At 50.5% G+C, this 10,373-nt stretch carries 12 protein-coding genes and 2 rRNA genes (1 of these 14 only partly in view); 13 read left to right on the top strand and 1 reads right to left on the bottom strand.

All coding sequences use genetic code 11. The features are described from left to right. The 3 genes from LOS79_RS25035 to LOS79_RS25025 form a co-directional block, all read left to right on the top strand. Positions 1-479, top strand: a 23S ribosomal RNA gene (locus LOS79_RS25035); it begins 2,448 nt to the left of the window's first position. A 138-nt stretch (positions 480-617) separates the two neighbouring features. Then, positions 618-734 (top strand): 5S ribosomal RNA (gene rrf / locus LOS79_RS25030). A gap of 262 nt (positions 735-996) precedes the next feature. After that, a complete protein-coding gene (locus LOS79_RS25025; protein ID WP_315413182.1) occupies positions 997-1,416 on the top strand; it encodes a hypothetical protein in 420 nt (139 codons plus the stop codon). Positions 1,417-1,499: 83 nt separating this feature from the next. On the opposite strand, the gene LOS79_RS25020 is transcribed toward LOS79_RS25025, so the two are convergent. Next, positions 1,500-2,024 (bottom strand): hypothetical protein, encoded by a 525-nt coding sequence (locus LOS79_RS25020; protein WP_315413180.1) that lies wholly within the window; start codon positions 2,022-2,024, stop codon positions 1,500-1,502. A 206-nt stretch (positions 2,025-2,230) separates the two neighbouring features. Here LOS79_RS25020 and LOS79_RS25015 point away from each other — a divergent pair, with 206 nt between their 5' ends. From LOS79_RS25015 to rsmI, 10 genes are all read left to right on the top strand, one after another. Beyond that, the gene (locus tag LOS79_RS25015) at positions 2,231-2,419 is read left to right on the top strand and encodes a sigma factor G inhibitor Gin (protein WP_397386690.1); all 189 of its coding nucleotides are present in this window, start codon (positions 2,231-2,233) and stop codon (positions 2,417-2,419) included. A gap of 194 nt (positions 2,420-2,613) precedes the next feature. Then, positions 2,614-4,236 (top strand): aminotransferase class I/II-fold pyridoxal phosphate-dependent enzyme, encoded by a 1,623-nt coding sequence (locus tag LOS79_RS25010; RefSeq protein ID WP_315413179.1) that lies wholly within the window; start codon positions 2,614-2,616, stop codon positions 4,234-4,236. Beyond that, entirely contained in the window at positions 4,237-4,878 is a 642-nt protein-coding gene (tmk, locus tag LOS79_RS25005; RefSeq protein WP_315413178.1) for a dTMP kinase, read from the top strand. 116 nt (positions 4,879-4,994) lie between these two features. Then, positions 4,995-5,324, top strand: coding sequence for a cyclic di-AMP receptor DarA (locus LOS79_RS25000; RefSeq protein WP_315413177.1), 330 nt, complete (start codon positions 4,995-4,997; stop codon positions 5,322-5,324). 39 nt (positions 5,325-5,363) lie between these two features. Beyond that, a complete protein-coding gene (locus LOS79_RS24995; RefSeq protein ID WP_315413176.1) occupies positions 5,364-5,807 on the top strand; it encodes a YaaR family protein in 444 nt (147 codons plus the stop codon). A gap of 17 nt (positions 5,808-5,824) precedes the next feature. Further along, positions 5,825-6,799 carry a DNA polymerase III subunit delta' gene (gene holB / locus LOS79_RS24990; protein ID WP_315413174.1) on the top strand — a complete coding sequence of 325 codons (975 nt, stop codon included), beginning with the start codon at positions 5,825-5,827 and terminating at the stop codon, positions 6,797-6,799. A 150-nt stretch (positions 6,800-6,949) separates the two neighbouring features. Continuing rightward, positions 6,950-7,750 carry a PSP1 domain-containing protein gene (locus tag LOS79_RS24985; protein ID WP_315413172.1) on the top strand — a complete coding sequence of 267 codons (801 nt, stop codon included), beginning with the start codon at positions 6,950-6,952 and terminating at the stop codon, positions 7,748-7,750. A gap of 30 nt (positions 7,751-7,780) precedes the next feature. Next, positions 7,781-8,143 carry a DNA replication initiation control protein YabA gene (gene yabA, locus LOS79_RS24980; RefSeq protein WP_315413170.1) on the top strand — a complete coding sequence of 121 codons (363 nt, stop codon included), beginning with the start codon at positions 7,781-7,783 and terminating at the stop codon, positions 8,141-8,143. Positions 8,144-8,221: 78 nt separating this feature from the next. Then, the gene (locus LOS79_RS24975; protein WP_315413168.1) at positions 8,222-8,998 is read left to right on the top strand and encodes a tRNA1(Val) (adenine(37)-N6)-methyltransferase; all 777 of its coding nucleotides are present in this window, start codon (positions 8,222-8,224) and stop codon (positions 8,996-8,998) included. After that, a complete protein-coding gene (gene rsmI / locus LOS79_RS24970; protein ID WP_397386689.1) occupies positions 8,995-9,900 on the top strand; it encodes a 16S rRNA (cytidine(1402)-2'-O)-methyltransferase in 906 nt (301 codons plus the stop codon). The genes LOS79_RS24975 and rsmI overlap by 4 nt, the downstream gene beginning before the upstream one ends. Positions 9,901-10,373 lie beyond the last annotated feature (473 nt).

Below are 10,373 nucleotides of genomic sequence, written 5' to 3'. Positions count from 1 at the left end.
GGGCCATCGCTCAACGGATAAAAGCTACCCTGGGGATAACAGGCTTATCTCCCCCAAGAGTCCACATCGACGGGGAGGTTTGGCACCTCGATGTCGGCTCATCGCATCCTGGGGCTGAAGTAGGTCCCAAGGGTTGGGCTGTTCGCCCATTAAAGCGGTACGCGAGCTGGGTTCAGAACGTCGTGAGACAGTTCGGTCCCTATCTGTCGTGGGCGCAGGAAATTTGAGAGGAGCTGTCCTTAGTACGAGAGGACCGGGATGGACGTACCGCTGGTGCATCAGTTGTTCCGCCAGGAGCATGGCTGAGTAGCTACGTACGGACGGGATAAGCGCTGAAAGCATCTAAGCGTGAAGCCCCCCTCAAGATGAGATTTCCCAATACGTAAGACCCCTTGAAGACGACGAGGTAGATAGGTTGGAGGTGGAAGTGCAGCAATGCATGGAGCTGACCAATACTAATCGGTCGAGGGCTTATCCAAAGATCTACAACGCAGATTCGTTTCGGATTCAGTTTTCAGGTGATTAAGACCTGAACGATTTTAAGCTGCATGTCCTTTCTGAGGATTGATATTTTGCGGGAGTGATTTCGCAGGAGTCAACGCAGCGCAAAAATCATGTTTGGTGGCGATAGCGGAGGGGTTCCACGCGTACCCATCCCGAACACGACCGTTAAGCCCTCCAGCGCCGATGGTACTTGGACCGAAGGGTCCTGGGAGAGTAGGACGCCGCCAAGCACATGAAGCCATTGTTGAGTAATCGACAATGGCTTTTTTGTATTCATTTTTCAAGATCAAGGCTAAATAAAACGGAGAAACTTGTATAAAAACGCTTACAATTGAGTGACATTTTTGTTACCGACGAGTCGATAGTTCCAAGTATAATAGTAAAGTGCAAATATTAAGCAGAGGCCTTAATACGAATGAACTACACATAAATTCTAACTTTGAATTTTCTTGCGTCTTTAGATGCATGGTAGAGGTAAGGAGGATTTAAGGTATGAAGCGAGCCCAACCTTTTTGGATATTCGTTATTCTTTGTATAGTTGGAGCAATGCTGGCAGGCTGCGGGGCACAAGAGCCCGCATGGGACACCTTTGACGGTGCGCTCAACGAGAAAAGTTTCCCTGTTCCGAAGGAGGCCAGTTCTCCCGACAGGACAACGACCAATGTGGCGATGGATTATGTGCGGTACTCCTTGCCTTGGATGAAAGAGAAGAAGGGGATACCAGAGCCTTATCTGGATGTAATTAAGGATTGGGGCTGGATAGAGCAGGACAGTGAGAACTCCGGAAGCTCCCGCGTTTTTGAGAAGGAAGGACTTATTGTACACTTAACGGTGCACGACGGCTATTTCATCGTAATGATCCCCAAGGAAAAGAAAGTCACGACTAAAGGCCTGAAGAGTAAGTCGAAATAAAAAAAAACGCCGTTGTTATTCAAACGGCGTTTTTTTGCGGTTGCAGACAATCCGGGCAGCCTCTATGTATGAGATTATTGCATTTACTGTGCGTAGTAGGAGGCATCGGCGGGGCTGAATTTCAGCATCCCATCCTTTTGTTCACTGCGCAGCCGCAGCAAGGTATAAAGTCTTGGCAGAAGCAGCCACAGGTGGCATACGGCAAGTGATACAGTGAAGGCAGGCGGGGCCCAGACGATAAACAATGCAGTAATGCAGAGACCAATCCAGAGATTATGCATCTGCACTTTACGGAAGAGGCTGTAATTAATATATTGGTCAGGCATATATCCCGGCCAGGGCAGGCGGAGGGACATTTTCCACCGTTTAGCGATCGGGTGCCCGGTTATAACCAGGACAGAACGTGAAATGACATATTGAATCCACAGCATCACCGGCCCGGCAATGATCATGAACAGAATACTCATCCAGGAGAGAAAGACCGTTTCCAGCACAAGGAATACGAGCGGAAGTACAATATAGACCCGCAGCAGGGATGCGGAAATATTAATTTTTTTGATAAGCTTATATTGATAGAATGTAGCCGCGCCTTTGGTGTTTGATTCCATAAAGAAACATAAGACCTCCTCACAAGTTCTCTTCTTATTAATATCGGCCTGCAGGTCGATTTTATTAAATGCGGGAAGCAGATTCACCGGACGGGCGGCGGGCGAATATATATATTTCAAGCTATGAAGGATAGGAAAAAACTATGAAAAGGTTTAAAATGATAGAAGGTGTAGCATACTGTTCTTAAAAGAGTCAAGGTGGGATAATGATGGAACAGCAAACCGGGCAGCCCTGCATCATCTGCGGGCAGGAAAAAGAAGAAGGCATTGTAATTGTCTCGCATTTTATTTGTGAGGATTGTGAGAGCGAAATGGTGCGGACAGAGGCTGAAGATGCTAAATACCGTTTTTTTATCGGCCGGATGAAGAAGATCAATCTCCAGAAAAATGCTTGAACCTAAGTATAAAGAGCGGGTGGCCAATTCGTACCTGCGATGTCTGCAAATAAAGAGTACCCTTTAACGGCATCTCCGCCTGAACCGGTGAGAGGAGCCGTTTTGTTGTTGTAGGAAGACTATGCGCAGAATAATAGGCGTTGTGCATATATTTGCGTTAAAATAGAGGGTAACCCCCAGGGAAGGAAGAACCCATGAATAAACTACAGCCTGGCAGGGCTCCCGTATATGAAATGCTGGAACAATATAGACTCAAGGGTAATATACCTTATCATGTCCCGGGTCACAAGAATGGTGAAGCTTATCTGAATTCCGGACAAGCAGCAGGTTACTTAAGCGAAGTTATGCGCTACGACGTGACGGAAATTACCGGAACCGATGATCTGCATCATCCTGAAGGGGTAATTCAGGAAGCACAGGAGCTGGCCGCCGATTGTTTCGGGGCAGAGGAGAGCTTCTTTCTGGTTGGCGGCAGTACAGCGGGCAATCTTGCACTGATTCTTACGGTTTGTCCGGAACCGGGGAGGCTGCTTATTTTACAGCGGAATGTCCATAAATCTGTTATTCACGGACTGATGCTGGCCGGGGCGCGGGCTGTTTTTCTGGAGCCGCAGATTGATCCGGCCAGCGGGCTTGCCGTTGCTCCGGCGGCAGAGGCGGTACGTGCTGCGTTAGCAGCTTACCCCGAGGCTGCGGGGGTATTTATCACCATGCCGAATTACTACGGCATGGGCAGTGACCTTGCGCCCCTCGCACAGGCCTGCCACGCCAGCGGCGTTCCGCTGCTGGTTGACGAGGCGCATGGGGCGCATTACGGGCTGCACCCGGCATTGCCCGCCGGGGCGCTTGCAGCAGGCGCGGACGGCGTAGTGCAGTCCACGCATAAGATGCTGGCGGCGCTGACCATGGGCGCCATGCTGCATGTGCAAGGGCCATGGCTCGACCGCGCGCTGCTGAAGCAGCGCCTGGCCATGGTGCAGAGCTCCAGCCCATCCTACCCCGTGATGGCTTCGCTCGATCTGGCCCGGCGGCTGGTGCACAGCCAGCCGGACACGGCCTTCACGGCGGGACTCGCCGCCGTGGACGTCCTGCGGCGCGGCCTGGCTGCGCTGCCGCGCTTCGGGCTGCTGCAGCCTGCGGCGCAGCAGCAGCCCCCCGGCGGTGCTGGCGCAGCCGCCGGAGAGCCCGTGCCGCCAGCCAGCGGGGCGGCGTACACGGCCCAGGACCCCTTTAAGGCCGTCATTTATGACGCTGCCGGGGTCCTGGGGGGCTTCGAGCTGCAGCGCAGGCTCGAAGAGAAAGGGATCGTGCCGGAGATGAGCGATGACCGGCACGTGGTGCTGGCCTTCAGCCTCGGCTCGAAGGCAGAGGAGACAGCGGTGCTGCTTGAAGTGCTGCAGGACATCGCAGCGCAGCCGGCCAGCCCCGCAGCTTCGCAGGGGGTCGAAACCATCGCCCCGGCTGCATCATATAATAACAGCGGGCACTCGTTATGTCCCTCACCCGGCAATAATTCCACGTGGAACAATTTCAGCTTACCGCTGATATCGTCACCGGTTCCTTTTTCTACGAGGCCGGTGGCTGCCGGGGAGACCGTCAGTATAGCGCTTGAGGACAGCGCAGGCAGAGTGGCGGCGGAGATGGTCATTCCTTACCCGCCGGGAATTCCATTGCTCTACCCTGGAGAGCTTATAACAGAGTCCATATGCGGCAGGCTGGCCAGTCTCCGCGAAGGCGGAGCTAAGTTCCAGGCCTGTGCCGATTCCGCCTTACAGCAAATTCAGGTATACAACATTCAGAAGGGCGGAGAAGTATAAGTGAAGCGAGAAGGTTTCTTCATTACACTGGAGGGGGGCGACGGCTCCGGTAAAACAACCGTACTTGGCAGAGTAGCTGCTTATCTGCAGAATCATTCCATGCCCTACCTGATTACCCGTGAACCGGGCGGGATTGAAATCGCCGAGAAGATCCGCTCCATTATTCTCGACCCGGCACATACAGTAATGGATGCACGCACGGAAGCGCTGCTCTATGCGGCAGCAAGAAGTCAGCATCTGGCTGAGGTTGTCGAACCGGCATTACAGGAAGGGCTGACAGTACTCTGTGACCGTTTTGTAGACAGCAGTCTGGTTTACCAGGGATATGCAAGAGGACTCGGAATTGAGAAGGTCAGGGAGATTAACCAGTTTGCTACCGGGGGGAGAATGCCGGACCTGACCTTTTATCTCGATATAGACCCGGAAGTAGGCTTGTCACGGATTGCGGCTAACCGAAACGGGGATATGGACCGCCTGGATCTGGAGAGCCTGGATTTCCATCAGAAGGTCAGAGCAGGTTATCAGCTTGTAAATGATACTGATCCGCAGCGGATTGTTGTTATCGACGCGGGCCGTCCGGTCCATATGGTTGAGCAGGATATTGTACGTGTGCTGAAGGACAGAATATTAAAGGATTTCTAAGAGGTTTTGTCAAATAAACAATAGAGGTATAATTAATAAACAGAGGTTCCCGGTTAACTGCAGCTTCAGCTGCTACCGGAGCACTGTAATCATAACTTGCAGGAGGCGAACCGAAGATGAATTTGATCATTGCAATTATTCAGGATAAAGACAGCAACCGGCTATCCAGTGAACTGGTGAAGGCCAATTTCCGGGCAACGAAGCTGGCAAGTACAGGCGGATTTCTGCGGGCGGGCAACACTACTTTCCTGATAGGGGTAGATGATATCCAGGTTGAGGCTGTACTGAATGTAATTCGCAACAGCTGCAAAGTACGCGAGCAATTGGTTACTCCTGTAACACCAATGAGTGGAACAACAGACTCTTATCTGCCTCTTCCTGTGGAGGTTCAGGTAGGCGGGGCTACAGTATTCGTTCTTCCGGTCGATCGTTTCGAGCATTACTGAGCATACTACGGTAATAAACCATAAGGGATGTAGATACCTTTGAAGATTAATCCGGGCTACAGGCCCTTAAAAAGTGAAATGTCAACGACAGATGCTGAACGGCGGCCTGTGCAGCAAAAAAACTTCACGGATGTCTTTCAGCAGCAAAGCGAGCAAAAAACGATAGATGAGCTGAACCGTCAGATTAAAGATATTCAGCAGCAGGGCAACCGGCTGGCTAAATCGATGACTGTACGGGAGCTGGCGATTTACCGGAACATGATCAAGCGGTTTCTGGAGGAAACCGCACGGCGCGGTGTCATTCTGAAGGATACCAAGGGCTGGGACCGCCGGGGCCGCGGTAAACGCTATAAGCTGCTGGATGAGATTGATGCGGCGCTGCTCAATATGGCAGATGATCTGCTGGACAGCGAACAGGGCCGTATTGATCTTCTGGGCAGGGTCGGGGAAATCCGCGGGCTGCTCATCAACCTTTCTTTCTGATAAACTTGGAGGAACCTATGTCTTTTCATGAACTATTAGGCCAGGAGGATGCCAAACGCCTGCTGCAAAATGCCTTGCGCAAGGATGCTGTAAGTCACGCTTATCTGTTTACAGGCCCGGCAGGAAGCGGCCAGGTTAAGATGGCAGTAACCTTTGCCCAGGCCATATTCTGCACTGAGCGCAAGGATGATGCCTGCGGTGAGTGTCTGGAATGCCGCAAGGTCATGCACGGCAATCATCCTGATTTGACAATGCTGCGGCCTGACGGCGCTAGTATTAAGATCGACCAGATCCGTGAGCTTCAGCGTGTGTTCTCGTACCGTTCGGAAGGAACCAATCCGAAGGTTTATATTATAGAAGGAGCGGACAAAATGACGGTGCAGGCCGCCAACAGTCTGCTGAAATTTCTGGAGGAGCCTCCGGCTCCTGCAGTGGGGATACTGATCTCTGATAATAGCAGTTCCCTGCTTCCGACAATCCAGTCGCGAACCCAGCGCATCCCGTTCAGCCCGCTTCATCCGGATATTATGCTTCAGGCACTGTCCGGTGAAGGGGTTCCGGTGCCTCTGGCCCGGTGTGCTGTTTCACTTACGGCAGGACTTGACGGATGCAGGGAACTTTTGGCACAGAATTGGTTTGCAGAAATGAGAAATCTAGTGTTACAATTAGCGAAGGAGTCTATGGGCAAAAGCAGCTCCGCAGTAGCAACTGCAGGGGCCAAATTGTTCAAGACCGGGCTGGGTGAACATTTGGATATTCTTTTCAGCATGTTCCACTTATGGTTCAAAGATATGCTTTACTTCCTGTACCGAAAGCACGAAAGTATCGTTTTCATAGATCAGTTAGACTTTATTTCCAGACATGCCCGTCAGAGGAGTACGGAACAATGGGTGGGTTACATGGAATTCGCGGCGGAGAGCAAGCGTAAGCTCCGTTCCAATGCCAATGCCCAGTTGTGTCTGGAGCAATTTTTAATCCGGCTGGAAAGCTAACGGGTCCGGATTATTTATGATAGATCCTCCGGCTAGAATCTTTAGCACCTGGAAGTACGGGTTTAACGGATGAGGAAGGACAAGCATGGATCATCAGGAAAGCAGGCTTGCTTAAGGGTTCCTTTTACCGGCAAACAAGGGGGTTAATTTTTGTACAGCGTAGTAGGGGTCCGCTTCAAAAAAGCGGGTAAAATATATTATTTTGATCCACTTGATTTTCCGATTGAACGCGATCAATGCGTAATTGTTGAAACAGCAAGAGGGGTCGAATACGGTAGAGTTGTCGTTGGCAAAAAAGAGGTGCAGGAAGCTGACGTTGTATTGCCGCTCAAGAAGGTCATGCGCATTGCCGGTGAAACCGACGCACGCGTGGTTGAAGAGAATAAGGGTGCTGCAAAGGATGCTTTTACCACCTGTTTAAATAAAATCCGCGATCATGGTCTCAAAATGAAGCTTGTGGATGTGGAGTTTACGTTTGACCGCAATAAGATTATTTTTTATTTCACGGCTGAGGGCCGCGTGGATTTCCGTGAGCTGGTTAAGGATCTGGCGAGTATTTTCCGGACCCGGATTGAATTGCGGCAGATTGGTGTACGTGATGAAGCCAAGATGCTGGGCGGGCTTGGTCCTTGCGGACGGGTGCTATGCTGCTCCTCCTGGCTGGGCGATTTTGAACCCGTATCCATTAAAATGGCGAAGGATCAGAATCTCTCGCTCAACCCGACGAAGATTTCGGGCCTATGCGGACGGCTGATGTGCTGCCTGAAGTTTGAGCATGATAATTATGAGAGCACGAAGGAAGAAATGCCGGCAGTAGGCAAAATCGTCGTAACCTCACTGGGTGACGGCAAAGTAGTAGGTTTGAATGCCGGAAGCCGCACGGTTCATGTGCAGTTGTTTGAAGTGGGCAAAGTTAAAGAACTTCCAATGGATGATGTTGTCGTCAAGTAAACCATATAAGGTTACTTTCGGGGTGGAAACTTGGAGAAGAAAAATATATTTGCACACATGCAGGAGATGGAAGCGCAGATGGATGAGATGCGCACCACTCTCGGAGATTGGAAGCAGACGGTAAAAGAGCTGATGGAAGAGAATCAGAAGCTCAGTCTGGAGAATGAGCAATTACGCTTAATATTGAAAAGGGAAGCACCTCTGGATAAGGCTGCGCTTTCTGCCGAGGCTGAAGCTTTGCTTACAGCTGAAGGAAAAGAAGAGGTTGTCGGAGAAGGCTACGATAATCTGGCCCGCCTGTATCATGAAGGGTTTCACATCTGTAATGTCTATTTCGGGCATTTGCGGACGGAAGGCGATTGCCTGTTCTGCCTTTCTTTTCTTAATAAATGAGGATATCCAGCCGTGGGAGATTTTCGCCTACGGTTTTTTTTGAATTTGGCGAAAGCTACAATACCTTAGGAGTGTATAATGACAAATTCATTTAATGATAGCGCCGTAACTCTGCATGAAACGGAACGGATAGATGATTTGCTGACCCATGATCTGCGGATTATCCAGAGTGACGAAGTATTCAGCTTCTCGATGGATGCTGTGCTGCTGGCCAGGTTCGCCGGGGTGCCGCCGCGCGGAAGAGTGCTTGATCTGTGTACCGGCAACGGAGTAATTCCGCTGCTGCTGACCACCCGTACGAAAGCTTCTATTGAAGGAATAGAAATTCAGCCCCGTCTTGCCGACATGGCCCGGCGCAGTGTAGCTTTGAACGGGCTTACGGAGCGGGTTCTGATTCATGAAGGCGATTTGCGGGAGCTGCATACTACTTCCGGTTATGGCGTATATGATGCTATAACGGTTAACCCGCCCTATATGCCGCTTAACGGAAGCGATCTGAAGCTGAACTCCCATCAGGCGATGGCCCGGCATGAGATTGGCTGTACGCTGGAGGAAGTGATCCAGGCCTGTGTCCGGCTGGTCCGTACCGGCGGTAAGGTCAGTATGGTGCATAAGCCGCAGCGGCTCGCGGATATCATCAGTTTGATGCGCAAGCACCGTCTCGAGCCGAAGCTGATTCGTTTTGTACACCCGCGTGCTCACCTGGAGGCCAATATGGTGCTAATTGAAGCTGCCCGGGACGGCAAACCGGAGGTACGTTTACAGCCTCCTTTAATCGTATATAATGAGGACAATCAGTACTGCCCGGAAATTATGGATATTTATTATGGGAATAAAGAGGATGCCAGCCAATGACTATACAATGCCAAAGCAGCTTTCAAAATAATAACGACGCAATGAGGCCGGAGGGATGCGGTTCTCTGTATCTGGTGGGGACGCCTATCGGTAATTTGGAGGATATGACCTACCGTGCAGTACGCACTCTGAAGGAGTGTGATATTATTGCCGCAGAGGATACACGGCAGACGCGCAAATTGCTAAGCCATTTCGAAATTACACCTGCTATGCTGTTCAGCTATCATGAGCATAATAAGGCAGCGAGCGGACCGGAACTGATACGCTATATAATAGAAGGAAAAAATTTGGCGCTGGTCAGCGACGCCGGCCTGCCGGCGATTTCCGACCCCGGAGCTGATTTGGTAGCCCTCGCTGTAAGTCAGCAAATTCCTGTGATTCCGATCCCCGGAGCTAACGCGGCGCTGTCAGCTTTAATCGCCTCCGGGCTGCCTACCGCCGGTTTTACCTTTATCGGATTTCTGCCAAGAGAACGTAAGGATATCCGTGCTGTCCTGGCCCCCCTCCGTGCTGCCCAAGGGACCCTGCTTTTTTATGAGTCACCGCACCGTGTTGCCAAAACACTGGTTCATCTGCAGGAGGCGTTCGGTAACCGCAGAGTTGTCCTGGCCCGGGAGCTGACCAAACGTTATGAGGAATTTCTGCGCGGAACTATTGAGGAATGCTGTGCATGGCTTGCGGAGCATCCTCCGCTAGGCGAGTACGTAATTGTGCTGGAGGGGGAGAGCAAGGAAGAGGCTCAGCTGGCGGAATCATCCTGGTGGCGTGAGCTAAGCATCGCAGAGCATGTTGCTCATTATGCAAGCTCAGGTAGCCCCCGTAAGGAAGCAATGAAGAAGGCTGCGGGTGACCGCGGACTGGCTAAGCGTGATATTTATAATGCATTGCTGGAGAAGGAGTAAGGAAATAGAGCAACGTTATTGAGCAAATTTATAACTATTTAAGCTTTAAAAAATATTTTGATGATCGAAGCAGCTAATGAAATAGTTGTATTTTATACACTTTTAAGGATATAATTATTCCTTATATTAGATATAAATGTATTTTTTACATTTATATTAATGGAAAAAGGATAATTTAGAGGATTTATCTGTATATAATTGTATTAAATACATCTAAAATTATCAGACGAGTAATTTGGTATTAAATAACTGTATAGAATACAGTTATCCAATATTTCCAAAAGCAATTATCTGATCTTACACAACACTGAATGCTTCCGGGTGTCCAGAGGGCCGGGGCCCTTGGGGCCCTACCCATTGGGAAGGGTTTGGGAGGGGAAGCTGTAAAGGGGAATCCGGGGAAAGTCTCCCAAAAAAACCATAAAAAATACCTCCCGCGGAGACGGGAGGCCAAGGAGATATAAAAAGGTTAG

It is taken from the genome of Paenibacillus sp. MMS20-IR301 (genome assembly GCF_032302195.1).
Lineage (GTDB): Bacteria > Bacillota > Bacilli > Paenibacillales > Paenibacillaceae > Paenibacillus_AQ.
Note: the sequence above shows the minus strand (reverse complement) of the source record. Positions and strands in the feature narration are given on the sequence as shown.

Excerpts from the sequence above, each read along its gene's own strand:
- LOS79_RS25025 (WP_315413182.1), top strand. The coding sequence starts at position 997 with ATGAAGCGAGCCCAACCTTTTTGGATATTCGTTATTCTTTGTATAGTT.
- LOS79_RS25020 (WP_315413180.1), bottom strand. The coding sequence starts at position 2,024 with ATGGAATCAAACACCAAAGGCGCGGCTACATTCTATCAATATAAGCTT.
- LOS79_RS25015 (WP_397386690.1), top strand. The coding sequence starts at position 2,231 with ATGATGGAACAGCAAACCGGGCAGCCCTGCATCATCTGCGGGCAGGAA.
- LOS79_RS25010 (WP_315413179.1), top strand. The coding sequence starts at position 2,614 with ATGAATAAACTACAGCCTGGCAGGGCTCCCGTATATGAAATGCTGGAA.
- LOS79_RS25000 (WP_315413177.1), top strand. The coding sequence starts at position 4,995 with ATGAATTTGATCATTGCAATTATTCAGGATAAAGACAGCAACCGGCTA.
- holB (WP_315413174.1), top strand. The coding sequence starts at position 5,825 with ATGTCTTTTCATGAACTATTAGGCCAGGAGGATGCCAAACGCCTGCTG.
- LOS79_RS24975 (WP_315413168.1), top strand. The coding sequence starts at position 8,222 with ATGACAAATTCATTTAATGATAGCGCCGTAACTCTGCATGAAACGGAA.
- rsmI (WP_397386689.1), top strand. The coding sequence starts at position 8,995 with ATGACTATACAATGCCAAAGCAGCTTTCAAAATAATAACGACGCAATG.